At 42.8% G+C, this 25,723-nt stretch carries 24 protein-coding genes and 1 tRNA gene; 19 read left to right on the top strand and 6 right to left on the bottom strand.

The window, feature by feature from the left end:
- Positions 1-44 precede the first annotated feature (44 nt).
- The 12 genes from C8322_RS11370 (at position 45) to C8322_RS11315 (ending at position 13,952) form a co-directional block, all read left to right on the top strand.
- Positions 45-120, top strand: a tRNA-Trp gene (locus C8322_RS11370).
- 78 nt (positions 121-198) lie between these two features.
- Positions 199-639, top strand: coding sequence for a preprotein translocase subunit SecE (secE, locus tag C8322_RS11365; protein WP_004813570.1), 441 nt, complete (start codon positions 199-201; stop codon positions 637-639).
- A 7-nt stretch (positions 640-646) separates the two neighbouring features.
- Entirely contained in the window at positions 647-1,180 is a 534-nt protein-coding gene (nusG, locus tag C8322_RS11360) for a transcription termination/antitermination protein NusG (RefSeq protein WP_004813568.1), read from the top strand.
- 118 nt (positions 1,181-1,298) lie between these two features.
- Positions 1,299-1,727 carry a 50S ribosomal protein L11 gene (gene rplK, locus C8322_RS11355; RefSeq protein ID WP_004813566.1) on the top strand — a complete coding sequence of 143 codons (429 nt, stop codon included), beginning with the start codon at positions 1,299-1,301 and terminating at the stop codon, positions 1,725-1,727.
- Between the two features lie 3 nt (positions 1,728-1,730).
- On the top strand, positions 1,731-2,426 hold the full coding sequence (gene rplA, locus C8322_RS11350; RefSeq protein ID WP_004813564.1) for a 50S ribosomal protein L1: 696 nt from the start codon (positions 1,731-1,733) through the stop codon (positions 2,424-2,426).
- 298 nt (positions 2,427-2,724) lie between these two features.
- Positions 2,725-3,231, top strand: a complete 507-nt coding sequence (rplJ, locus tag C8322_RS11345; protein WP_004813562.1) for a 50S ribosomal protein L10 — start codon at positions 2,725-2,727, stop codon at positions 3,229-3,231.
- Between the two features lie 48 nt (positions 3,232-3,279).
- Entirely contained in the window at positions 3,280-3,648 is a 369-nt protein-coding gene (gene rplL / locus C8322_RS11340) for a 50S ribosomal protein L7/L12 (protein ID WP_004813560.1), read from the top strand.
- A 310-nt stretch (positions 3,649-3,958) separates the two neighbouring features.
- Entirely contained in the window at positions 3,959-8,047 is a 4,089-nt protein-coding gene (gene rpoB, locus C8322_RS11335) for a DNA-directed RNA polymerase subunit beta (RefSeq protein WP_008306739.1), read from the top strand.
- Between the two features lie 174 nt (positions 8,048-8,221).
- Positions 8,222-12,421, top strand: coding sequence for a DNA-directed RNA polymerase subunit beta' (gene rpoC, locus C8322_RS11330; RefSeq protein WP_004813557.1), 4,200 nt, complete (start codon positions 8,222-8,224; stop codon positions 12,419-12,421).
- Positions 12,422-12,574: 153 nt separating this feature from the next.
- Positions 12,575-12,790 carry a hypothetical protein gene (locus C8322_RS11325; protein WP_004813556.1) on the top strand — a complete coding sequence of 72 codons (216 nt, stop codon included), beginning with the start codon at positions 12,575-12,577 and terminating at the stop codon, positions 12,788-12,790.
- Between the two features lie 122 nt (positions 12,791-12,912).
- Positions 12,913-13,455, top strand: coding sequence for a hypothetical protein (locus tag C8322_RS11320; RefSeq protein WP_004813554.1), 543 nt, complete (start codon positions 12,913-12,915; stop codon positions 13,453-13,455).
- Between the two features lie 140 nt (positions 13,456-13,595).
- Entirely contained in the window at positions 13,596-13,952 is a 357-nt protein-coding gene (locus C8322_RS11315; protein WP_004813553.1) for a hypothetical protein, read from the top strand.
- A 69-nt stretch (positions 13,953-14,021) separates the two neighbouring features.
- Here C8322_RS11315 and C8322_RS11310 read toward each other — a convergent pair whose 3' ends face one another.
- Positions 14,022-14,513: a DUF4442 domain-containing protein gene (locus C8322_RS11310; RefSeq protein WP_008306741.1), complete on the bottom strand. Its 492-nt coding sequence runs from the start codon at positions 14,511-14,513 to the stop codon at positions 14,022-14,024.
- A gap of 116 nt (positions 14,514-14,629) precedes the next feature.
- Here C8322_RS11310 and C8322_RS11305 point away from each other — a divergent pair, with 116 nt between their 5' ends.
- From C8322_RS11305 to C8322_RS11280, 6 genes are all read left to right on the top strand, one after another.
- Complete coding sequence (locus tag C8322_RS11305; RefSeq protein WP_004813549.1) at positions 14,630-15,496, top strand: alpha/beta fold hydrolase; 867 nt, start codon at positions 14,630-14,632, stop codon at positions 15,494-15,496.
- Between the two features lie 99 nt (positions 15,497-15,595).
- The gene (locus C8322_RS11300) at positions 15,596-16,963 is read left to right on the top strand and encodes a Na+/H+ antiporter family protein (protein ID WP_004813546.1); all 1,368 of its coding nucleotides are present in this window, start codon (positions 15,596-15,598) and stop codon (positions 16,961-16,963) included.
- Between the two features lie 272 nt (positions 16,964-17,235).
- Positions 17,236-17,838 carry an OmpW/AlkL family protein gene (locus tag C8322_RS11295; protein ID WP_004813545.1) on the top strand — a complete coding sequence of 201 codons (603 nt, stop codon included), beginning with the start codon at positions 17,236-17,238 and terminating at the stop codon, positions 17,836-17,838.
- A 166-nt stretch (positions 17,839-18,004) separates the two neighbouring features.
- Complete coding sequence (locus C8322_RS11290; protein ID WP_004813543.1) at positions 18,005-18,349, top strand: lysozyme inhibitor LprI family protein; 345 nt, start codon at positions 18,005-18,007, stop codon at positions 18,347-18,349.
- Positions 18,350-18,461: 112 nt separating this feature from the next.
- Positions 18,462-20,381 (top strand): molecular chaperone HtpG, encoded by a 1,920-nt coding sequence (gene htpG / locus C8322_RS11285; RefSeq protein WP_004813541.1) that lies wholly within the window; start codon positions 18,462-18,464, stop codon positions 20,379-20,381.
- Between the two features lie 201 nt (positions 20,382-20,582).
- Positions 20,583-20,843 carry a hypothetical protein gene (locus C8322_RS11280; protein ID WP_004813538.1) on the top strand — a complete coding sequence of 87 codons (261 nt, stop codon included), beginning with the start codon at positions 20,583-20,585 and terminating at the stop codon, positions 20,841-20,843.
- Between the two features lie 70 nt (positions 20,844-20,913).
- Here C8322_RS11280 and C8322_RS11275 read toward each other — a convergent pair whose 3' ends face one another.
- From C8322_RS11275 to C8322_RS14420, 4 genes are all read right to left on the bottom strand, one after another.
- Positions 20,914-22,044, bottom strand: coding sequence for a hypothetical protein (locus C8322_RS11275; protein WP_004813537.1), 1,131 nt, complete (start codon positions 22,042-22,044; stop codon positions 20,914-20,916).
- A gap of 83 nt (positions 22,045-22,127) precedes the next feature.
- The gene (locus tag C8322_RS11270) at positions 22,128-23,546 is read right to left on the bottom strand and encodes a hypothetical protein (protein WP_228127328.1); all 1,419 of its coding nucleotides are present in this window, start codon (positions 23,544-23,546) and stop codon (positions 22,128-22,130) included.
- A 9-nt stretch (positions 23,547-23,555) separates the two neighbouring features.
- The gene (locus C8322_RS11265) at positions 23,556-23,735 is read right to left on the bottom strand and encodes a hypothetical protein (RefSeq protein WP_004813533.1); all 180 of its coding nucleotides are present in this window, start codon (positions 23,733-23,735) and stop codon (positions 23,556-23,558) included.
- Between the two features lie 274 nt (positions 23,736-24,009).
- The gene (locus C8322_RS14420) at positions 24,010-24,165 is read right to left on the bottom strand and encodes a hypothetical protein (RefSeq protein ID WP_004813532.1); all 156 of its coding nucleotides are present in this window, start codon (positions 24,163-24,165) and stop codon (positions 24,010-24,012) included.
- 404 nt (positions 24,166-24,569) lie between these two features.
- On the opposite strand from C8322_RS14420, the gene C8322_RS11260 reads away from it, so the two are divergent.
- The gene (locus C8322_RS11260) at positions 24,570-24,770 is read left to right on the top strand and encodes a dodecin family protein (RefSeq protein ID WP_004813529.1); all 201 of its coding nucleotides are present in this window, start codon (positions 24,570-24,572) and stop codon (positions 24,768-24,770) included.
- A 54-nt stretch (positions 24,771-24,824) separates the two neighbouring features.
- On the opposite strand, the gene C8322_RS11255 is transcribed toward C8322_RS11260, so the two are convergent.
- Positions 24,825-25,511 carry a DsbA family oxidoreductase gene (locus C8322_RS11255; RefSeq protein WP_004813526.1) on the bottom strand — a complete coding sequence of 229 codons (687 nt, stop codon included), beginning with the start codon at positions 25,509-25,511 and terminating at the stop codon, positions 24,825-24,827.
- Positions 25,512-25,723 lie beyond the last annotated feature (212 nt).

Here is a 25,723-nt window from a genome sequence, read left to right as displayed (position 1 = left end):
TATAAGATATTGACTGGAGCCCCGGCTCCAGTCTGTCTTTTTGAAGGTCAGTAGTTCAATTGGTAGAGCGTCGGTCTCCAAAACCGAATGTTGGGGGTTCGAGTCCCTCCTGACCTGCCATCATTTTTTCTTAAAAGACGCTTGATGTCGGCAAATCTGGTCATATAATAAGTCGCGAAACCTACGACGAGTACAAAAATGTCGAATGATAAATCACGTGACGCAATGAGCGGCGCGGCAATTCCCCAAAGAAATAATCCTGCTGTAGATGTAAAAACTGGTTCTCCATTGGACATTGTTCTATGGGTTATCGCCTTGATTTTATTGGTGGGTGCAATGATGGTAAATCAATATTTGCCAGCGTACTGGGCACCGGCGAATGATATTTGGGTTCGTGTTGGGGTGATTTTGGCTTGTATCGTGGGCGCTTTAGGTTTATTATACGCCACCCATCAAGGCAAAGGCTTTGTTCGACTGCTGAAAGACGCACGAATTGAGCTCCGTCGAGTGACCTGGCCTACCAAACAAGAGACAGTGACCACCTCATGGCATGTTCTTGTTGTTGTTGTCATTGCAGCCGTTGTTTTATGGTGTTTTGACTACGTATTAGGCTGGTTAATGAAGTTTATTATCGGGTAAGAGAGCTATGAAACGTTGGTACATTATTCATGCCTATTCTGGTTATGAAAAACAAGTGATGCGTTCGCTTAATGATCGAATCCAGCGTAGCGCTGTTGCCGATAGCTTTGGTGAAGTCCTGGTCCCTACTGAAGAAGTAGTGGAAATGAAGGATGGCAAGAAACGTAAATCAGAGCGTAAGTTCTTTCCAGGCTATGTATTGGTCGAAATGGAAATGAACGATGAAACCTGGCACATTGTTAAAGAATGTCCAAAAGTATTAGGTTTTATTGGTGGTACGGCAGAAAAGCCGGCACCAATTACGCAAAAAGAAGCTGATGCGATTCTTGCGCGTGTGCGTAATACTGGTGAAGCACCTCGTCCTAAGACGATGTTTGAACCAGGCGAAGAATTACTCGTAATTGACGGTCCATTCACAGACTTTAAAGGTGTGGTGGAAGAGGTTCAGTACGAAAAGTCACGCTTAACGCTGACAATCAACGTATTTAACCGACCAACTCAGGTTGAATTGGAATTTCGCCAAGTCGAAAAAACAATCTAATCGGTATTGGTTGAAAACGCCCGATTTGTTGAAGGATCGGGCATTGTTGTTGTAACGGTTATCGTTACGTAGAATCATTGGGGAGCCTAGCGGCGTTTGCACCCAGAGGTAATTTGAAATGGCTAAGAAGATTGACGGCTATATCAAGCTGCAAGTTCCAGCTGGTAAAGCGAATCCATCTCCACCTATTGGTCCTGCACTGGGTCAACGTGGTGTTAACATCATGGCATTCTGTAAAGAATTCAACGCTGCTACTCAAAAGCTTGAAGCTGGTCTGCCAATCCCAGTAGTGATCACTGTGTACAACGACAAGTCGTTCACTTTCATCATGAAAACTCCACCTGCTGCGATTCTTCTTAAGAAAGCTGCTGGTATCCAAAAAGGTTCAGCTGTACCTAACAAAACTAAAGTTGGTAAGTTGACTCGTGCTCAGTTAGAAGAAATTGCGACTACTAAAGAACCAGATCTTACTGGTGCTGATTTAGACGCACGTGTTCGTACCATCGCTGGTTCTGCACGTTCTATGGGCTTGGAAGTGGAGCTATAAGACATGGCAAAGTTAACTAAACGTCAAAAAGCCATTGCTGCTGCTATTGAAGCGCAAAAAGTTTACACTTTAGAAGAAGCTGTAGAAGTTCTTACTAACCTTCCAGCTGCGAAATTCAAAGAATCTTTGGATATCGCTGTTAATCTAGGTGTTGACCCTCGTAAATCTGATCAGGTTGTTCGTGGCGCGACTACTCTTCCTGCAGGTACTGGTAAAACTGTACGTGTAGCTGTATTCGCTCAAGGCGCTGCTGCAGAAGCTGCTAAAGCTGAAGGCGCAGACGTTGTTGGTTTCGACGATCTTGCTGAAAGCATCCAAGCGGGTAACCTTGATTTCGACGTAGTTATTGCTGCTCCAGATGCAATGCGCGTTGTAGGTAAACTTGGTACGATTCTTGGTCCACGTGGCTTAATGCCAAACCCTAAAGTGGGTACTGTAACTCCTGACGTTGCTACTGCAGTTAAAAATGCAAAAGCTGGTCAAGCACGTTACCGTGTAGATAAAGCGGGTATCATCCACGCTGCGATCGGTCAAGTAGGTTTCTCTGCTGAAGCTGTTCGTCAAAACGTTGAAGCTCTTGTAGCTGACCTTAAGAAAGCAAAACCTGCTACTTCTAAAGGTATTTACATCCAAAAGATCACTCTAAGCTCTACTATGGGTCCTGGTCTGATCGTTGATGTTCAAAACGTTTCTAAATAAGTTTTAAACTTATACAGAATTTTAAAGCCCTGAGTGAAAATCAAAGCGCTGCTTTGATTTTCACGCAAGAAACGCTCCGTCTCTTGTGAACTTAGGCAGACTTTGAATTGATAAATGAGAATTTATCAGCGTCAAAGACCTCAGGCGAGGGGAGTTTTATGCTCTTCTCTTAATAGTCCAGCCTGCGTAGACGCGGTGGTGTGATTTGTTCATCCTCCGCGTGTAGGTCCAGTGATGGACTTGCGAATTGGGAGTGTACTTCTTTGAAGTACATAAATCACCGTTAGGAGGTTTTACAATGGCTCTTCTTATTGAAGGCAAAAAACAGATCGTAGCTGAAGTTGCTGAAGTTGCTTCTACTGCATTTGCCGCTGTTGTTGCTGACTACCAAGGTTTAACAGTTGAGCAATTAACTGCTCTACGTGTTGAAGCTCGTAAACTAGGTGTTCACACACGTATCGTGCGTAACACTTTGGCTAAACGTGCTCTTCAAGATACTCAATTCAATATCTTGAACGACAACCTTGTTGGCCCAACAATCTTAGCTTTCTCGACTTCTGAAGACGACATGGGTGCAGCTGCACGCTTGTTCGAAGAATTCGCAAAAACTAACAAAGCATTTGAACTTAAAGCTGCTGCATTTGATGGCAAGGTTTATCAAGGTGCTGAAGTTAGCGTGATCGCGAATCTTCCGAACCAAGAAAAAGCGCTTACTATGCTTGCAAACGTTCTTCAAGCTCCTATTTCGAAATTGGGTCGCCTTATTACTGCGCTCAAAGAGAAAAACGAGTCAGAAGCTGCTTAAGCTTAAATTTATTTCCACACCATTCAATTTCCATTTGGAGTTATTCTCATGGCTTTAACTAACGAAGAAATCCTAAACGCAGTTGCAGAAAAAACTGTTCTTGAACTTGTTGAACTAATCTCTGCTTTCGAAGAGAAATTCAACGTATCTGCTGCTGCTGTAGCTGTTGCTGCTGCTCCAGGCGCTGCTGCTGCTGCTGAAGAACAATCAGAATTCAACGTTGAGTTGACTTCTTTCGGTGCGAACAAAGTTGCTGTAATTAAAGCAGTTCGTGAAGCTACTGGCCTTGGCTTGAAAGAAGCTAAAGATATGGTTGAAGGCGCACCTGCTGTTCTTAAAGAAGGCGTTTCTAAAGAAGAAGGCGAAGAGCTTAAGAAGAAACTTGAAGAAGCTGGTGCTACAGTTACTCTTAAGTAATTTCTTAAGGGAGTCGGTTTTTTTATAATCGGCTCCAAAAATTGGCTGATGGCTCTTGGGTCATCAGCCTTTTTGCGTTACAATAATCGGCTCGATTTTTGTTTGCATGATAGAAATTCATACAAATTTAAAAAACAAACATAATTGATCAAATGCTTACCAATATTTTTGCAGTAAAAAATATTGTTAAGCGTTTTAATACCACTAAAAATTGCAGCATTTGTAAAGAGTGGTGGCCATATCGGCCAGCGTAATTCCTTCTGAGCCCGTTCTGCAGGCGGGCTTAGTTTACACTTTCCGAGGACTCCAGATGGCATACTCATATACCGAAAAGAAACGGATCCGTAAGAATTTTGGTAAATTGCCTAGCGTTATGGATGCTCCGTACTTGCTCTCGATTCAAGTCGACTCGTACAGAACATTCTTACAAGATGGCAAATCACCAAAAAACCGCGAAGATATCGGTCTCCAAGCCGCATTTCGTTCAGTTTTTCCTATTGAAAGTTATTCTGGCAATGCTGCTTTAGAATTTGTTGAGTATAGTCTTGGTAAGCCTGAGTTTGATGTACGCGAATGTATTCTTCGTGGCTCAACTTATGCAGCACCAATGCGTGTGAAGATTCGTTTGATCTTGAAAGATCGTGAAACGAAATCGATCAAAGACGTACGTGAACAAGAAGTCTATATGGGCGAAATGCCATTGATGACGGATAACGGTACTTTCGTAATTAACGGTACCGAGCGTGTAATCGTATCTCAATTACACCGTTCACCAGGCGTATTCTTTGACCACGATAAAGGTAAAACTCACTCAAGTGGTAAAGTCCTTTATTCTGCGCGTATCATTCCTTACCGTGGTTCATGGTTAGACTTTGAATTCGATGCCAAAGACCTAGTCTATGTACGTATTGACCGTCGTCGTAAATTGCTTGCGACTGTGGTACTTCGTGCGTTGGGTTATAACAACGAACAAATTCTGAACATGTTCTATGAGAAAGTGCCTGTATATCTTGATATGGGTAGCTATCAGATTGACCTTGTTCCAGAACGCCTGCGTGGTGAAATGGCACAATTTGATATTGCTGACAAAGACGGCAAGATCATTGTTGAGCAAGGTAAACGTATTAACGCACGTCACGTACGTCAAATGGAAGCTTCAGGTCTTGAAAAACTTGCAGTGCCTGATGAATACCTGTACGAACGTATCACTGCTGAAGACATCCAGTTAAAAGATGGCGATGTGATCGCGGCCAATACTGTATTAAGTCATGAAATCATGGTGAAAATTGCAGAAGGCGGCGTGAAGCAGTTCAACTTACTGTTCACAAATGATATCGACCGTGGTTCATTCATCGCGGATACATTACGTGCCGATACGACGACAGGTCGTGAAGAAGCACTAGTAGAAATCTACAAAGTAATGCGTCCAGGCGAGCCTCCAACAAAAGAAGCTGCTGAAAACCTGTTCAACAACCTGTTCTTCTCTTCTGAGCGTTATGACTTGTCGCCAGTCGGCCGTATGAAGTTCAACCGTCGTTTGGGTCGTCCTTACGAAGTGGGTACAGACCAGAAGTCACGTGAAGTTGAAGGTATCCTCTCGAACGACGATATCACTGATGTATTGAAAACATTAGTTGAAATTCGTAACGGTAAGGGTGAAGTCGATGATATCGACCACTTGGGTAACCGTCGTGTTCGTTCAGTTGGTGAAATGACTGAAAACCAATTCCGTGTCGGTCTGGTTCGTGTAGAGCGTGCGGTTAAAGAACGTCTATCACAGGCTGAAACTGATAACCTGTCTCCGCAAGATTTAATCAATGCGAAGCCAGTGGCTGCTGCAATCAAGGAATTCTTTGGTTCAAGCCAGTTATCTCAGTTCATGGACCAAAACAACCCATTGTCTGAAATCACTCACAAGCGTCGTGTATCAGCGCTTGGGCCTGGTGGTTTGACGCGTGAACGTGCTGGCTTCGAAGTACGTGACGTACATCAAACTCACTACGGTCGTGTTTGTCCAATTGAAACGCCTGAAGGTCCAAACATTGGTTTGATCAACTCGCTTTCTGTATATGCAAAATGTAACAACTTTGGTTTCTTAGAAACGCCTTACCGTAAAGTTGTTGATGGTCGTGTAACGGATGAAGTTGAATACCTGTCTGCAATCGAAGAAGTAGGTACTGTTATCGCACAGGCCGACTCTGCAATCGATAAAGATGGCAACCTGACTGAAGAATTCGTATCTGTACGTCACCAAGGTGAATTCGTACGTATTCCACCAGAAAAAGTGACGCATATGGATGTATCTGCTCAGCAGGTGGTATCTGTAGCTGCATCACTGATTCCGTTCCTTGAACACGATGATGCGAACCGTGCATTGATGGGTTCAAACATGCAACGTCAGGCAGTTCCTACGTTAATCGCTGACAAGCCACTGGTTGGTACCGGTATGGAAGCGAACGTAGCACATGACTCTGGTGTATGTGTGATCGCGAAACGTGGTGGCCGTATTGAATATGTAGACGCTTCTCGTGTCGTGATTCGTGTCAACGAAGACGAAATGGTTGCGGGCGAAGCAGGTGTAGATATCTACAACCTGATCAAATACACACGTTCTAACCAGAACACTTGTATCAACCAGAAAGTTCTTGTGAACATGGGCGATAAAGTGGGTCGCGGTGACGTTCTTGCTGATGGTCCATCGACTGATGGCGGTGAACTGGCACTGGGTCAAAACATGCGCGTAGCATTCATGACCTGGAACGGTTACAACTATGAAGACTCGATCTTGTTATCTGAGCGTGTACTTCAGGAAGACCGTTTAACGTCTATCCACATCCAGGAACTTTCATGTGTTGCACGTGATACTAAACTGGGTGCTGAAGAAATTACTGCCGATATCCCGAACGTGGGTGAAGCTGCACTTTCTAAACTGGATGAGTCTGGTATCGTTTATATCGGTGCTGAAGTGACTGCTGGTGACATCCTGGTAGGTAAAGTAACACCTAAAGGTGAAACTCAGTTAACACCTGAAGAAAAACTGCTTCGCGCAATTTTCGGTGAAAAAGCAGCTGACGTAAAAGACTCTTCTTTACGTGTTCCATCGGGCACTAAAGGTACAGTGATTGACGTTCAAGTGTTTACACGTGATGGTCTTGAAAAAGACGAACGTGCGCAAGCAATTGAAAAAGCTCAGCTTGATGCTTACCGTAAAGACTTGAAAGAAGAATACAAAATCTTCGAAGAAGCAGCACGTGAACGTATTGTTCGTCTGTTGAAAGGTCAGGAATCTAACGGTGGTGGCACAACTAAACGCGGTGACAAACTGTCTGAAGATGTTTTGTCTGGTTTAGAGCTTGTTGATCTGTTGGACATCCAACCAGTAGATGAAGCAATTGCTGAGCGTTTAACTCAAATTCAAGTTTTCTTGAAAGAGAAGAGCCTTGAAATTGATGAAAAGTTTGCTGAGAAGAAACGCAAATTATCTACAGGCGATGAACTTACAACTGGCGTACTGAAAGTTGTTAAGGTTTATCTAGCGGTTAAACGTCGTATCCAGCCTGGTGATAAGATGGCGGGTCGTCACGGTAACAAGGGTGTTGTATCTAACATCTTGCCGGTAGAAGACATGCCACACGATGCTAACGGTGTACCAGTTGATATCGTTCTTAACCCGCTAGGCGTACCGTCACGTATGAACGTGGGTCAGATTCTTGAAACTCACCTGGGTATGGCCGCCAAAGGTCTTGGCGACAAAATCGACAAGATGCTTCAAGAGCAACGTACGGTACTTGAGCTTCGTGAATTCTTAGACAAGATTTACAACAAAGTTGGTGGCGAGCAAGAAGATCTTGATAGCCTGACTGATGAGGAAATCTTGGCATTGTCTGGTAACCTGCGTAAAGGTGTTCCTTTGGCAACTCCAGTATTCGACGGTGCTGAAGAATCGCAAATCAAAGAATTGTTAGAGCTTGGTGGCATTTCACGTACTGGTCAAACAGTATTGTATGATGGCCGTACTGGTGAACGTTTCGACCGTCCGGTAACTGTAGGTTACATGTACATGCTGAAACTGAACCACTTGGTTGACGACAAGATGCATGCGCGTTCTACTGGTTCTTACTCTCTAGTAACGCAACAGCCGCTTGGTGGTAAAGCACAATTCGGTGGTCAGCGTTTCGGTGAGATGGAAGTATGGGCACTGGAAGCATACGGTGCAGCATATACACTCCAGGAAATGCTTACTGTGAAATCGGATGACGTTGAAGGTCGTACCCGTATCTATAAGAATATTGTAGATGGTAACCATTACATGGACCCAGGTATGCCTGAATCGTTCAACGTATTGACCAAAGAGATCCGTTCTTTAGGTATCAACATTGAACTGAAAAATGGTGACTAATTAGTTCCATTTAATCCCCCCAGCCCCCTTTGAGAAAGGGGGGGTTCTCACTCGAAAGGGTTGGAGCTTCCCTCCTTAAAGAAAGGAGGGACTGAGGGAGGATTATTCAGTTAAAAAACAATATTTGTGACCCAGTTGTTGAGTGAAAATCTCCACAACACACGGAGAAAAAAATTGAAAGACTTGCTCGATATCATGCGCAAAAAGACGGATTCAGACGGTCATGCTCCAGTAGAGTTTGATCGCATCCGTATTGGTCTTGCGTCACCAGAAATGATTAAGTCGTGGTCTCATGGTGAAGTTAAAAAGCCTGAAACCATCAACTACCGTACGTTCAAGCCTGAACGTGATGGTCTATTCTGTGCCAAAATCTTTGGTCCAGTAAAAGATTATGAATGCTTGTGTGGTAAATACAAGCGTATGAAATACAAAGGCGTCATTTGTGAAAAATGTGGCGTTGAAGTAACAACTGCGAAAGTTCGTCGTGAACGTATGGGTCACATCGAGCTGGCTTCTCCAGTTGCACACATCTGGTTCCTGAAATCACTACCTAGCCGTATTGGTCTTCTTCTAGACATGACGCTACGTGATATCGAACGCGTATTGTATTTCGAATCTTACGTTGTCACCGATCCAGGTATGACTCCATTTGAGAAATACCAGCTTCTAAATGATGAAGAATACTTCAATGCCTTAGAAGAACACGGTGACGAATTCACAGCGAAAATGGGCGCGGAAGCAGTTCAGGACTTGTTGAAAGACATCGATCTTGAAGCCGAAATTTCTCGCCTGCGTGAAGAGATTCCTGTAACGACTTCTGAAACTAAGTTGAAAAAAGCGTCTAAGCGTTTGAAACTTATGGAAGCGTTCAAAGAATCGAATAACAAGCCAGAATGGATGGTAATGAACGTACTTCCAGTACTTCCACCAGATCTTCGCCCGCTTGTGCCACTTGAAGGTGGTCGTTTCGCGACTTCTGATTTGAACGACCTTTACCGTCGTGTGATCAACCGTAACAACCGTTTGAAGCGTCTTCTTGACCTTGCAGCGCCAGACATTATCGTACGTAACGAAAAACGTATGCTTCAAGAGTCTGTGGATGCATTGTTAGACAACGGTCGTCGTGGTCGTGCAATTACCGGTTCGAACAAACGTCCTCTTAAATCTTTGGCAGACATGATCAAAGGTAAACAGGGTCGTTTCCGTCAAAACTTACTTGGTAAGCGTGTTGACTACTCAGGTCGTTCGGTAATTACTGTAGGTCCAAACTTACGTCTTCACCAATGTGGTCTTCCGAAGAAAATGGCACTTGAGTTATTCAAGCCGTTCATCTTTGCGAAATTACAAGCATCTGGTCAAGCCACTACCATTAAAGCTGCGAAGAAAATGGTTGAGCGCGAAACTCCAGAAGTTTGGGACGTACTTGCATCTGTGATCCGTCAGCATCCAGTCATGTTGAACCGTGCGCCAACACTTCACCGTCTAGGTCTTCAAGCATTTGAACCTATTCTGATTGAAGGTAAAGCGATCCGTCTTCACCCGTTAGTTTGTGCGGCATTTAACGCTGACTTCGACGGTGACCAAATGGCGGTACACGTACCATTAACACTTGAAGCTCAGTTAGAAGCTCGTGCGTTAATGATGTCAACCAACAACATCTTGTCTCCAGCGAACGGTGAACCAATCATCGTACCGTCTCAGGACGTTGTGTTGGGCTTGTATTACATCACACGTGATGCAATCAATGCCAAAGGTGAAGGTATGGTGTTCGCGGATACTCACGAAGTAAACCGTGCACTTGCAACTGGTCAGGTTGATCTACACGCTCGCGTGAAAGCACGTGTACACCAAACTGTGATTGATGAAGATGGCAACCGTCGTCAAGAAACCATCATTGTTGATACAACCCCTGGTCGTTGTCTGCTTTGGGAAGTTGTTCCTGAAGGTATGGACTTCCAGCAAATTAACGTTGAGATGACCAAAAAGAACATCTCGAAGTTAATCAACTCTTGCTACCGTAAACTGGGTCTGAAAGATACTGTTATCTTCGCTGACCAGTTGATGTACCTAGGCTTCCGTCAAGCGACACGCTCTGGTGTATCTGTGGGTATGGAAGACATGCTGATTCCACCAAACAAACAGGCGATTATTGGTAAAGCTGAAGCTGAAGTTCGTGAAATCGAACAACAGTTCGAACAAGGTTTCGTGACTGCCGGCGAACGTTATAACAAAGTTGTCGATATCTGGGCACGTACTAACGACCAGGTAGCGAAAGCGATGATGGACAACTTGTCTTACACGACTGTTAAGAACAAACAGGGTGAAGATGAGAAACAGAAATCATTCAACAGCATCTACATGATGTCTGACTCCGGTGCCCGTGGTTCCGCAGCTCAGATTCGTCAGTTGGCTGGTATGCGTGGTCTGATGGCGAAGCCGGATGGCTCGATCATTGAAACGCCAATTAAAGCGAACTTCCGTGAAGGTCTGACAGTACTTCAGTACTTCATTTCAACACACGGTGCGCGTAAAGGTTTGGCCGATACAGCACTGAAAACAGCGAACTCTGGTTACCTGACTCGTCGTCTGGTAGACGTTGCGCAAGACTTGGTCATCACTGAGCCAGATTGTGGTACTTATGATGGTCTTGTCATGACGCCGTTCATTCAAGGCGGTGACGTGATCGAGAACCTGGGTACTCGAGTACTGGGTCGTGTCGTTGCTGAAGACGTTAAGAAAGTGGGTACAGACGAAGTTCTTCTTCCTCGTAATACCTTAATTGACGAGAAACTGGCTACGTTTATTGAAAACGCGGGTATTGACGAAATCAAAGTACGTTCAGTTGTAAACTGTGCCTCTACTTTCGGTGTATGTGCGAAATGTTACGGTCGTGACTTGGCACGTGGTCATCAAGTGAACCCTGGTGAATCTGTGGGTGTAATGGCTGCTCAATCAATTGGTGAGCCAGGTACACAGTTAACCATGCGTACGTTCCACGTGGGTGGTGCTGCGAGCCGAACTTCTGCTGCAAACAGCGTACAAGTTCGTAACAAAGGTACTGTACGTTTCCACAATGTGAAAACTGTACAACACGCGAAAGGTCACTTGGTATCAACTTCACGTTCAGGTGAAATCGGTATTGCAGATGATCTAGGTCGTGAGCGCGAACGTTACAAGATCCCTTACGGTGCGTCTATTCTGCTGAAAGATGGCGAAGCTGTAGAAGCGGGCGGTATCGTGGCGACTTGGGATCCGCATACACATCCACTGGTAACAGAAGTAGCTGGTAAAGTTCGCTTCAGCCAGATTGCTGATGGTGTAACTGCAACATCGAAAACTGATGATGCAACTGGTATGACGACTGTTGAGATCTTGCCTGTTACAGCGCGTCCTGCTTCTGGTAAAGATTTACGTCCTGCTGTTGTGCTTGACACAGTAGATGGTGGCGAACAGTTCTACTTCTTGCCACAAAACACAATTCTTTCTGTCCGTGATGGCGAAACAATTGGTGTGGGTGATGTAATTGGTCGTGTACCACAAGAATCTTCACGTACTCGTGATATTACCGGTGGTCTGCCGCGTGTAGCTGACTTGTTCGAAGCACGTAAGCCGAAAGAACATGCGATCCTTGCAGAAGTGTCTGGTATCGTAAGCTTCGGTAAAGAGACCAAAGGTAAGAACCGTCTGGTAATTACTCCGGATGATGGTTCAGAGATCTACGAAGAGCTTATTCCGAAATGGCGTACCATTAACGTGTTCGAAGGCGAACATGTGAACCGTGGTGAAACGATTTCTGATGGTCCACAGAACCCGCATGACATCTTACGTCTGAAAGGTGAAGTGGCGTTGACCAATTACATCGTGAATGAAGTTCAAGACGTTTACCGTCTGCAAGGTGTAAAAATCAACGATAAGCACATCGAAGTGATCGTACGTCAAATGTTGCGTAAAGTTGAAATCACTGATGGTGGTGATTCTAGCTTCATCAAAGGCGAACAGGTGGATTACATCCGCGTTGCTCAAGAGAACCAAGCATTGCTTGCTCAGAACAAGTTCCCTGCGAAGTTTGAACGTCAATTGATGGGTATTACCAAAGCGTCACTTTCTACTGATTCGTTCATCTCTGCTGCATCGTTCCAGGAAACAACTCGTGTGTTAACTGAAGCGGCTGTAACAGGTAAAGAAGATGATCTACGCGGTCTGAAAGAAAACGTAGTTGTAGGTCGTCTGATCCCAGCGGGTACAGGTCTGGCTTACCACTTGGAGCGTCGTCGTCAAGAAGCAGAAGCTGCAGAATTTGAACTGCATAATGACTTCTCTGATGTAGACCAAGCGCTTAGCCAAGCATTTAATGATGAGTTTAACGGTCTGTAATCAGACACTTTAAATCAGAAAAAGCCACCTTCGGGTGGCTTTTTTTATGGCTGGATGTTGTCAAATCAGCACTTTTAAACAATGATTTGAAATCAAACCCTAAAATATGCCAGTATTTCTGAGGAAAACATAAACTTAAATGGGAACAGTAAGATGAAAAATTTAGCAATCTCAGTTGTACTACTGCTAGCACTCGGTTTGACAGCGTGTTCTAAAGATCAAGCAGAAAATACAGCACCTGGCGACACTACAGCCGCGGATGAAACTGAAGTTGTAGATCAAACAGCTGCAAATGAAGAAGCTCAACCTTTGGATGCGGCACCATTAGAAACAGATGACGTTGCAACATCAGAAGCTGTTACTCAATAAAGTAAAACAAGCTTTACATCTATTTAGGCACTGATCATTGCTACTTATTAATCCATACCGATGATCTGTAGTACAAGTGCCGCTTGTTAAGCTCGGTACTTATTTTTTATTGAGAGGGAAAAATGCGTTCTATAAGTAAAAAATTAGCGGTTACCACATTATTCGTAGTCTCAACTGTTTCATTTGCAGCACCTATGCCCAATACTATTATGGTTGAAGATAAAGCTGTGGTTCCTGTATTAAAAACTGAAGTGCTGCGTCGGGTAGAAGGACAGCAACCTGTACGTCATGTTGAAGCCACGATTCTGGAAATCACCAATAAAGGCAAGGATATTGTTGCTAAAGAAGTGGTATTTGATGACACTCTGGGGCAGTTCTCAGATAAAAAACTGTCAATTCCAGTGATTCAAAAGGGGGGCGTGATTGTTCCCACCTCTAAAATTGAATTCAATACGACATTGAAGCAGGACGGTGAAATCCTCCAGCAAATCAGGACTATTGATGCTGAAGGTATCGAGTTTAAAAAAGATCAGGCTGAACCTGTAAAACGTACTCTACAATTGCAGCAACATAGTGGTACGGATAAAACCAAGGTAACCCATACCGTGATGACTGAAGATGGTGCAACCTCTCGTGATTTGATAATAGTAGATACTGCGGAATAAACTTAAAAGATCCCATTTCATGTGCTATTTACAAAATAGCGTAGGGGAGTTTCAAGATTTAACATCTTGTTATAAATCGCTCCTTAAATTCCGGTTACTCTTAACTCATAAGACAGAGGAATCGAACAGGGGGCTGGATCATGAAAAAGTTAATTGGCGTAGTGGCTGCGGTGACAGTTTCAACCTTTATGTTAGCAGGTTGTGAAAATATGTCTGCCCGTGATCAACGTGTAGGTGCGGCAGCACTCGGTGGCGCAGTCGGTGGTGGTGTGGGTAATAGTGTCGGCGGCGGCTGGGGTTCTGCTATTGGTGGTGGTGCTGGTGCCGCTGTCGGAAGTAAAACCCAAGGTGGCTCTAACCGCAATGCAACCTACAGTGGTGTAGGCGGCGCTGTTGGCTCAGCCGTTGGTAAGAGTATTTTTGGTGGTAACGCTGGTGCAGCAATCGGTGGTGCGATCGGTGGTGGTGCAGGCGCGGCGATTGAGCAACGCCGTTAATCACAGCCCTATCTGGTATTAATATATAAAAGCGCCTGTACAGGCGCTTTTATTGTGTTGATCCAATTCCTATTTATCTTTAAAAAGAGCTTTGGGTTTTTTACGACGGATATATAAGGTCTTTTTTACTTCTGCAATACGTACACCTGAATCATCATAAATATCGACCTGATAGTTACGATAGACAGGAGCATGATCAGCCGCCAAATTCATAATAGTTTTCACTTCTTCAGCATCAATGCGTATGTCTGCATACACGGTTCCGCGGCCTGGAGAAAGGAATTGGATGGTCGCTTCTTTATCCCAGACAATATATTTTGGTCCCAGATGATGCATCAGGAGCAGCATGTAGAAGGGATCGACCATGGAATACAGGCTACCCCCAAAATGTACGCCGACAATATTCTGGTTTTTACGAGTTAGTGGCATTTTCACGCGAATATGATAATTGGCATAATCCAGTTCATCAATTTCGATACCCGCTCCACGATAGGGTGCATAACGGTTTAAGATAAATTTAGTGACCAAAGGCAGGCTTTGAATTTTACGTAATAGGCTCATACTGACATTCTTTTTTCTTGTATAGCTATGCATACTAGAACAACAAAATTGTGATGGCATTGATAAATCATGCCGAGTTATAAAATAAACGGTCAATAACAATAAAGGAAGACCAAATGGAAACACAAACTCAATGGGTGGCAACCAGTGATCAGCAGCGTCTTGCAGTAAGAACTTTTGGTGATATCAGCAAGCCTGCTTTGGTTTTGGTGCATGGCTATCCGGATCATCAGGAGGTCTGGAAAAATGTAATTGTCTATCTGCCGGATTATTTTATCGTTACTTATGATGTGCGTGGTGCAGGGGATTCATCTATTCCCAAATATATCCGTGATTATCATCTAGAGCGTCTGAGTATGGATTTGGAGGAAGTGGTGAATGCCGTTCTTCCAGGACAATCTTTTCATTTGGTCGCCCATGACTGGGGTTCGATTCAGTCTTGGGAATCGGTAACTGACCCAAGATTCGAAGGCCGTATTCTTTCCTTTACCACGATTTCAGGTCCCTGTCTGGATCATGCCGCCTTCTGGATGCGGAATCAGTTCAAGCAAAACCGATCAAGATTTTTTAAACAATTAAGCAAGTCTTGGTATATCGCCATGTTTCAATTGCCTTGGCTGGCACCAACTGCATGGAATTTTTTCAATCCCGAGCGCTGGGGCAAAATTATTCGGGAATTGGAAGGCAAAGAAGGACTGCCATTGAACCAGAATATTGTCAAAGATGGAAAATATGGCGTTGGGCTGTATCGGGCCAATTTTATTCCACGGTTGCTTAAACCTCGTGAACGCCATGCCATCTGTCCGGTACAGGCCATTGTGCTAAAGCGGGATAACTTCGTCAGTCCGCAACTAGTTGATGAAATGCCAAAATGGGTGCAAACCTTTTCCAGGGTAGAGCTAGATGCCAATCATTGGGCAATCTTAAGCCAGCCAAAACTTATTGCAGAGTCTATCCGTGAGTTTACTCAACAGCATGCTTAATCCAGTCACAAAGATGGATTTGGATTGATAAAAATGTAGGGGAATTTTTATTCGCATTTTCTGATAAAATACCTCCCTTTCTCTCATTCCCAATTCATTATGTTTGCGATTCTTGCTGCTATCGGAGTCATGTGTGGACTCTCCTTGGCACGTGTACCTGTGGTTTTTGCCCTGGTCATTGGTGCTATTCTTGGTGGTTTGCTGGCGGGTCTAGGCCTGCAGGGAACTTTAGATGCATTTAACAATGGCCTGGGTGGTGGTGCTAAAATTGCCTTGGCTTACGGTATTTTAGGTGCATTTGCTTTAGCTTTGGCACGTTCAGGCCTGCCTGATCTTTTGGCTTATAAGATGATTAGTACCTTAAAAGGTGAGGCTGATATCAAAGCACAAAATCGTGTTAAATATATGATTTTTGCAACTGTTGCAATTGCAGCGGTCTTCTCTCAAAACGTGATTCCTGTGCATATTGCGTTTATACCTGTGTTGATTCCGCCTTTATTGATTGTATTTAATCACTTGCAGTTAGACCGCCGTCTGGTGGCCTGTTTGCTGACATTTGGTCTGGTTGCGACCTATATGCTGATTCCAGTTGGTTTTGGTGCAATCTTCCTGAATGATATTTTGGGTCAGAATATCAATACTTTTGGTAAAGCTTATGGCTTCCAGATCACCTATGACCAGATTCCAGCTGCCATGGCGCTTCCTGTATTTGGCATGTTTATCGGTTTGCTGGTTGCGATCTTTATCAGCTATCGTAAGCCACGTGTGTATAAAGATATCCAGGTCGAACAGCAGCAGAGTATTTCTGCCGAACTGGGCGTAGAACAGCAGGCAGCTCGACCTCAAATTGCCAAGTTCACCATCTGGATGGCAGTGATTGCAGTTGTAGCAACGCTGGCTGTGCAGCTGTATTCAGATTCTATGATTCTTGCAGGTTTGGTGGGCGTAGCAATTCTTAGCTGTGCCGGAATCTTTAAATGGAAAGAAGCAGATGATGTGATCATTACCGGTATGCGTATGATGGCACTGGTTGGTTTCATTATGATCGCTGCCCAGGGGTTCGCCTCAGTCATTGAAGCAACCAATCAGGTGCCAGCGCTGGTTCAGGCCTCTGTAGAATGGATTGGTCAAAGTAAAGCACTTGCAGCCTTCTTAATGCTCTTGATTGGTCTGCTAGTAACTCTTGGGATCGGTTCATCATTCTCGACTGTGCCAATTCTAGCCATCATTTATGTACCGTTATGCATTCAGTTTGGCTTTAGTCCTGAAGCAACTATTGCCATTATTGGTACTGCTGCGGCATTGGGGGATGCAGGTTCGCCAGCGTCAGATTCTACCCTTGGCCCAACGTCTGGCCTGAATATGGATGGTCAACATGACCATATGAAGGACAGTGTGATTCCAACCTTTATCCACTACAACATTCCATTGCTGATTTTTGGCTGGATTGCGGCAATGGTGCTTTGATTGTGTGATGTTTCACACATTTTATTTGAATTAGTGCCTATTAATTCTGACTTGTCTGCTTGGAATAAATAATAATTAAATCAGATTAACTTGGTTGGTGTTTTAATCCAACCGGGTTGGTCAGATTAAAATAAATATATATTAATTACATATACTTAAATAATACTTATAATTTGATTTTATAATATCTATTGCATATTAATTTTAACCATGTTTATTATTAATTAAGGTATATTTTTCTTAATAATTATTCTTCCCGTGGGGTATTAAAAATGTTAAAGCAAGTTGCTCTAATTGCATTAATGGGTCTTTCAGTATCTGCGATGGCAGGCCAGTGGCAAGTTAAGGTAGGTGGCTCGGTTGTTTCTCCGACTGGTGAGTATCAGCTTGGCCCAGATGCTGAGCTAAAAGCTGCGGATGAATTAGCATTTACACCATCGGTTGAATATTTCTTTAATGACAACATCTCTGCAGAATTATTACTTGCAGCACCTATTAATCATGATGTTGAATTAAATGGTACGGATGTAGTGCGAATTAAACATTTACCACCAACACTGACTGCAAAGTATCATTTTAAAAACTCAACTCGCTTTACTCCATACATTGGTGTAGGTGGTACAGTATTTGTTGCTTGGGATGAACGTACAAAAGGTCTAGGCGATACTGACGTAGATGTAAAAGAAGATTTTGGCTTTGCTGGACAGGTAGGCTTCGGCTATCAACCAGCTGATGCGAAAAACTGGGGTGTTTACTTTGATGCACGTTATGCACAAATTAGCCCTGAAGTTACTTTGACTGGAGATGTACCAGCTAAATTTGATCTAGATATTGATCCTATGGTTTACACCATTGGCTATAGCTACAAATTCTAATTTTTGGAATTATCCAAAAGCCTTATCTACGGATAGGGCTTTTTTTTGCAAAATAACAACGATTTATAACGTGATTTAATTGAGCAGATTCGCCCTGTTCAAATATATTGAATGCAATAAAGTTAAAGATAATCTGAAGATAATAAAGAGAATAGGAAGATCAAGAATGAAATGGTTGCTTAGAAGTGGATTGGTCTTCTTTATGGTCTGGACGACTCAAAGCCATGCGGCAAGTTTCGACTGCCAGAAGGCTCAGTCACAAACTGAAAAGGCGATTTGCCAGCATCGGACACTGAATGATGCCGATGTCAAAATGGCCACCAGTTACAATATTATCCGTCATCTTGTGCCCATGGGTACGCGCTCGGTCATTCAGCGAGATCAGGTCAAGTGGTTACAGTTTCGTGATCAGTGTCAGGAGTCTGTCGACTGTCTGACGCAGGTGTATAAAATGCGCCAGCAACAGATCGACTTGCAATTTGACCGGGTCTATCGTCAAGGACCATTTTAAGTGGTGAATTTTTTTGCATGAAAATCACTAGATACTATTGAAAATTAAACAACTCACTCCATCCATATAGGCATCAGCTTAAGTCTGTTTCCAAGAATGAAAGGAGTAAAGAATGAGCGAGTCAAACGCACAAAAGCATAGTTTCCAGGCCGAGGTGGCGCAGTTACTGCACCTCGTGACACATTCGCTATACTCAAACCCTGAAATTTTCCTGCGTGAATTGATTTCAAATGCTTCAGATGCATGTGATAAGTTACGCTTTGAAGGGATCAATCATCCTGAATATTATGAAAATGAACCTGACCTGCGTGTACGGGTTAGCCTCGATCAAGACAACAAAACCATTACTATTTCAGACAATGGCATTGGCTTAAGCCAGCAAGAAGCCATTGATAATCTGGGGACGATTGCCAAATCAGGGACCAAAGACTTTATGTCCAAACTCACTGGTGATCAAAAAGCTGATGCTCAGCTGATCGGTCAGTTCGGTGTAGGTTTCTATTCAGGTTTCATCGTAGCGGATAAGATCACCGTAGAATCCCGTCGTGCAGGTGCGGACAAGTCTGAAGGTGTACGCTGGATCAGTGGTGGTACAGGTGATTTCGAAGTTGAACAGATCACTAAAAATGGCCGTGGTACGGACATTATCCTGCATTTGCGTGAAGATGCTCTGGATTATCTGCAAAGCTATAAAGTAAAGCAGATTATTAATAAATATTCTGACCATATCAGCCTGCCTATCCAGATGCAGAAAGAAGTCTGGCAGGAAGAAGAAGCTGCAGAGGGTGAAACACCAAAAGGTGGTCAATATGTGAAGACGGACGAGTGGGAAGCGATCAACTCTGCCAGTGCTTTATGGACTCGGAATAAATCTGAGATTACTGAAGAACAGTATGTCGAGTTTTATAAGAACCTGACTCATGACTTTGCTGCACCGCTGGCTTGGACACATAATCGTGTGGAAGGTAGCACGGAATACACCCAGCTGCTTTATGTACCGAGCAAGGCTCCACAGGATATTTTCACCCGTGATGCTAAAGCAGGGATTAAGCTGTATGTGAAACGTGTCTTTATTATGGATGATGCGGATAACCTGATTCCAAACTATCTGCGCTTTGTACAAGGTGTGGTGGATAGTGCAGATTTACCATTAAATGTAAGCCGCGAATTACTACAGGAAAGCCGTGACGTCAAAACGATTCGTGAAGGCAATACACGTCGTATCCTGACCATGCTGGATAATCTGGCCAAGTCTGAAGATGAAAAAGATCAGGAAAACTTCAAAACTTTCTACCGTGAATTTGGTGCTGTGCTGAAAGAAGGTTTGGGTGAAGATTTTAGTAACCGTGAGCGTATCCTGAAATTACTGCGTTATGCGACCTCAACCAATGATGAAATCAGTACTTCATTGGCAGACTATAAAGCTCGTATGAAGGAAGGTCAAAAGGCTATTTATTATGTAACGGCTGACAGTCTGAATGCAGCGAAAAATTCCCCTCAGCTGGAACTGTTCAAGAAAAAAGGTATTGAAGTTCTACTGATGTCTGAGCGCGTAGATGAATGGGCAATGAACTTCGTGCATGAGTTTGATGGTACGCCGTTGCAAAATGTATCTAAGGGTGCAGTAGATCTTGGTGATCTGCAAGATGCTGAAGAGAAGAAAGCGCTTGAAGCAGCTGCTGAGCAGTTTAAGCCTGTAGTCGATAAACTGACGGATTCCTTGAAGGATAAAACTAAGGAAGTGCGTGTAACAACTCGTCTGGTAGATTCACCAGCCTGTCTGGTGACGGGGGAAGGGGAGTTATCACCACAATTGATCCGTATGCTGAAAGATGCGGGCCAGCCTGTACCGGATATGAAACCGATTTTAGAGATCAACCCTGAACATCCATTGGTGAAAAAATTGGAAGGCTCTACCCAGTTTGATGACCTGGCCAATGTCATCTTTGATCAGGCAGTAATTGCTGAAGGTGGTTTACCAGAGAATCCGGCGGAGTATGTAAAGCGTATTAACAGTCTGTTATTAGCTTAATTTTCAGAGTTAGAAAAACCCTTCTTATAGAAGGGTTTTTTTATGACTATTCACTGGAAATATTAGACTATAAAAGGGCTTTAATCTGGAAAACCCATCATCAAAATAAAAAAATACATTAAAGTATTTCATTTGATAAACAGATAATAAAATAAAAAATAATTTATAATAACGATTGTTAAGTTAATAGAGATATAGATCATGAAATCAGTAATTGTAATGAGTTTGGCAACTGCTGTACTTATGTCCACAAGCCAGCTTGCTATGGCGAATACCAGTGCTGAAAAAGTGGTGCGTACTGATCGTATAAGTTTCTATAAACCTATGAAAATGGAAGCTCAACAGGTTGAACGTGTACAGCGTACCGATCGTGTAGTGTTTAACAAAGCCACTCTGGATCAACCATCTTTGCAACCTAAACGTGTAATGCGTACAGACCGTATTATGTTTAGCAAAATTTAATGAATGACGATTGTATCGGATTGAAAAAGCCCATCTGACATGGGCTTTTGCATATCTAACGTTACTGATTTTAGAAAATAGCTTCTAAGCGGACTGCGGCGCCTAGGTAATGATTCCGATCTTCACGATGGTCATTTAAATAATTGACATCCGTCTGTACGAAGAACCATTCTCGAAGAAAGGGCTGGCGCCAGGAAACATAAGGTCCCCAAGTATTCAGACGTAGGTCTGTATCATTCATATAACCACCAGTATAAAGACCGTAGCTGAAACGGTGAGCATTAAAGAACTGGTGCTGTCGAAAACTGTAATTATTCCAGCGTAAATCATCATCCTGTTCATCTGCATAGATCAGGCTGAACTGGTTAGAGAGAAAAGGTTGATTAGGGCGCGCATGGGTTAATTCCAGGTTGGTTCGCAGATAGTTTTCACTATCAATCCCGTAACGATAGATCTGTTCGGCATGAAATGAGAAGTCATTATGTAGTGCCCAATCTCGACTTGCTTTTACACGGACATAGATATCATCGCCAGAACGAACCCCCAGATCCAGATCAGTTTCAAAAGGGAGTTTTTTAGAAAGTTCCGACCAGCGCAATGCGAGAGAGCTGTTATTTTCTCGTGTCCGGCTACGGTCCAGCCGTCTGTCAGGCGCATTGCCTGGATTCTCATTGGTAATTGTGACATTGTCATTCAGTTCATTATCGAGGCTGTCATCTCCAAAGACTACACTGAGTTTACGTTCTAATGTGGGAAGCTTGATTCTGCCGCGAATACGGGGTTTGACTTCATATTCATCATATTTGTTCCAGCTATTATCCACGATCACTCTCAGGGTGGCACGTGCAGGTTCATTTTCATCGGGTTCACCAAACCAGTTGTCAATTTTATTTGCAGTACGGTTAGTCCAGTGACGAATCCCTTTTTGTTTTCGATCTACCCAGGTATTTTCCTCAGTCTCATGGGTACTGGGAACGATGGGTTCACTCGACTGCTCCGGTAAAAAAGTAGGTGTGCTATCTATGAATCGCGGAATATAGTCAAGGAAGCTAAAGCTTTTGGAAGGCTCTGCTTCCTGCTCATCAGGCTCGGCTGTTTGACTTGTATCAGAAGATTGATCAAGCCCGGCCCAAAGTATCGGGCTAACACTTGTTAAACTGATCAGTAAGAAAGATGCGGGCAAAATCCGGCTTTTTTTCATAGGGCTATTCTTGCTCTTTTTCTTTATATTTCAAGAATAAGTTTGCAGAATTGCATCTAATAAAAGCAACCAGAACTACAAAATTACATCAATTTTTCCAAAGCCTTATCCAGGATGCTTGCATAAAGTTCTGCTACCGCCACAGGCTCTTTAATCTCCAGCAGAATCTGGTGGATCAGCTGCCAGTTAATTTGCTGATCACGTTTTAGAATCAAGCACGGATACATCTGTTCCGTGGAAGACAGCTTAAGACGTTGTTCCCCATGAATCACACGCAATTTTTGACGTTCCTGTAGTAATAGAAGGGGAGTATGAAAGTTGGCTGGCTGCTCATCAAATAGAATGAATTTTTTGGTGGTAATCTGATGCAGAGGAATAAATGGAAAATAATCCTCTTGTTGCCAGATCAATCGGGCCTGTTCGGAATAAGTTTGATAGAGTGAATCAAGCTGCAAGAATTTAGTATCTAATTCAACAGCGCTAATCGTTTTAATAGCAGCAATATGATAATTCTGTTGTTGTCCCCAGAACTGCATTAACTGTATGGCTTGCTGCCATTCACTTGTCCCTAATAGCATACAATAGTGGCTAAAGCGTCCCATGCTATCTATCTGCTCAGCCAGGTAAACTGGTTGAGAGTTCCACTCTATATGTTCCTGATAATGCCAAGCCATTTTGAGATGTTGCAGGGATGAATCAGAAGCCAGACTTAATTCAAAAAGATGATGATTACCTACTTCGACCAAGCTGAAGTCAGAAACCTGAAATAATAAATCCTGGAATTCTAGGGTCGCTGGAATATCAGGTACTGCGACGCTTTCCTTATTCTCTACTTGTGGTTCGTCTGGCTCTGAATGCCTTAAATCTAATTCTGCTGAAGGTACGATTATTTGAAGCACATTTGAAGCTTTTTGTTGAACGGGCAAAACTTGAGGATTCGCCCAAATCTCATGTTTGGAGATATAAGTATTTGTAGAGGGTTCAGGAAGCTTTTCTTCAACCATCTCTAAAGACAATGGGGTCGCAGTAGCTTGTAATTCATGATCACTTTTCAAACATGAAGAAAGCTGTTGCTGGTGTAACAGCCAGCTAAAGCTCTGCTCTATATCAAGGTTCCATTCACTGATCAATGCAGTACGTTGAGGTGCTGGGATCAGCCAGATTTGCCAGCCACGTTTAGGATCATGCAAGAAAGCCCAACCTGAAAGCGGGTGAGCATACAGGGCTTCTTTCAGATGATCTGCATTGAGAAAAAAACCACGGAAGCTATGGTAATAATGGGTTTCTCGAGCAAATTCCTGTGCAGCAAGTTCAGGTTGAAGACGGGTTCTGAATGCCAGCAGCTGTTTCTTGAAAACAGGCTCATTGCACTGCTGGAAAATTTCTTGCACACGTTTTTTAGAGCGGACTACTTCATATAAGCTGAGACTACGATGATCCAGATCATGTCCTAATTCATGCAGTTCTTTAATCAGGCGTACTTTTTCAAGAGCATTCATCATCGTCATCTATTATAAATATTTAAGTGCTTTATCCAGGCTTTTGGCCAGAATGATATTGGCAGCCAGTTCAATCAGTTTATATTCAGTTGAGTTAGGGTCAGTATAACGTTCGGCTAACTGCAAAAGATGATCAATCGGAATCGCCTGTGGCGAAATTTGACCTTGTACTAAAGCTTGCAATTCATTCATGGCAAAACTTGTCACATATAAAAAATGATCATTTTTTGATTATATGGAGGGAAAATATAAAAATGTTATTTTTTATCAATTATTTTCTAGAAATGTAGCGCGATAAAATTTTGAAGGGTGTGGAAGATCACCTGGATGAATCATGGATCAAAATATTTAGGTAATTGAAATAAGCTTGAAAATAAATTTAATCGTTTTCTGTCATGTAGTACTGCAAAAATAAAAAACAGGCTGAATATTTCAGCCTGTTTTTTTTAAGAAAGAAGCTAGAAAATTAAGCTTCTTTTACAGTTTCAGTAGTATCCGCCGCAACAGTTTCAACGGCAGCCGCTTTTTTTACTGGAAAGTCAGGTGTGTAGACAATCTGCGCAGTTGCAGTTACTGAAAGCGCCATTACCGTTGCAGCCAAAACAAATTTAATTGCGTTCATAATATGACCTTTATGAGCTGATGTTCAATATATTGAACTGGGAGAAAATAGAACCTTATTTGTGTGAAAATGATACCAAAGCGGCAGTATTAAAAAATGATTGATTCGGCAATTTTATAAAAAATAATAAAATTTTATTTATAAAAAACAATAAATTAGAACTTTTACTCTAATCTCGAGAAAACTCATTCTTCATAAGGCTTATTTAAAAAATAATAATTTAAATAAGAATAAAGATTTTTATATGAAAGATTTAAAAGGTGATGCCATGCTGATTAGACTGAGGTGAACACGGTATTGTAAAACACATGTAAGGATTTGCTGTCCGATGTTTAAGGAACGTTTGCTCAGGATTTAAATCCATTATGATGACGCTTCACTCACCATAAAAAGAGAGTTACATCATGGCGATTGCAAAAGTTGTTGAAGTTAATTCGAGTAGCAATAAGAGCTTTGAGGATGCGATTCAGACTGGCATTGCTAAGGTCACCGAAACCGTCAAGAATGTTCAGGGTGCCTGGATTAATGAACAAAAAGTTGTCATCAAAGACAATAAAATTACTGAATATCGGGTCAATCTTAAAATCAGTTTTCTGGTCGAATAAATACAGAACAAAAAAATCCCCATTTGAAATGGGGATTTTTTTATGTGTCTTATCTTATTCAGATTTAGGCAGATCACATTGATCATCAGTACATTGTTCTGCAGCAGCCTGCGGTGGCTCTAGCGCTTTTTCTAGAACCTGTACAAATACTTCCTTGGGTTGGGCACCCGCCAAGGCAATACGCTGGTCAAATACAAAGAACGGAACACCTGTAACTTTCAACTGGTCGCGTGCAATTTCCTGATCGAATTTAACGAAATCTGCATATTCTTCTGAATTCAGCACGTCATCAACTTCAACAGGATTCAGACCTATACGGGCTGCTACATCTTCTAAGGTTTCACGCTCTCCAATGGCTAGACCTTGGGTCATATAACTATAGAAGAAAGCTTCTTCAGCTTCGTTACCTAAACCTTTGCTCTGGGCAAGATGGATAATACGGTGAGCGTTAAAGGTATTGCCTGAGTTGGCACCTTCCCAGTTAAACTCGATACCTTCTGCCTTGGCCATCTCGGCAATATTACGTTGCATTTCTTCGACTTCTGCCACAGTACGGCCATATTTCTGCGCAAGTCTTTCAGAATTAGAAATTTCCTGACGTACAGGTGCTTCAGGATCAAGCTGGAAGCTATGCCAGTGAACTTCAAGTTCTACACCTGCCTGTTCTGCAGCAGCTTCTAAACGTTTTTTACCGATATAACAAAAAGGGCAGACCACATCCGACCAGATATCTACGCGCATGAAATTTCCTAAATATTTCTATTAGGAGAAGTATGAGGGCATATAGCCAGAATTTAAAGGTTGAATAGGTCGAAAGAACTAGGGAGAAGATTAAAGAATTTTAAATTTTAGACATTCTTTATTACTTAACTTGTCTTTGGTTATTCGTCTGAATATTCACGTTTTTTGTGAAATAGTTCAATGAATAGCATAGATCTGTTGGGGATATTTTA

It is taken from the genome of Acinetobacter sp. SM1B, from assembly GCF_003289665.1.
GTDB lineage: Bacteria > Pseudomonadota > Gammaproteobacteria > Pseudomonadales > Moraxellaceae > Acinetobacter > Acinetobacter schindleri.
The sequence above is the reverse complement of the archived record's forward strand: the minus strand, read 5'-3'. Positions and strand labels throughout refer to the sequence as shown.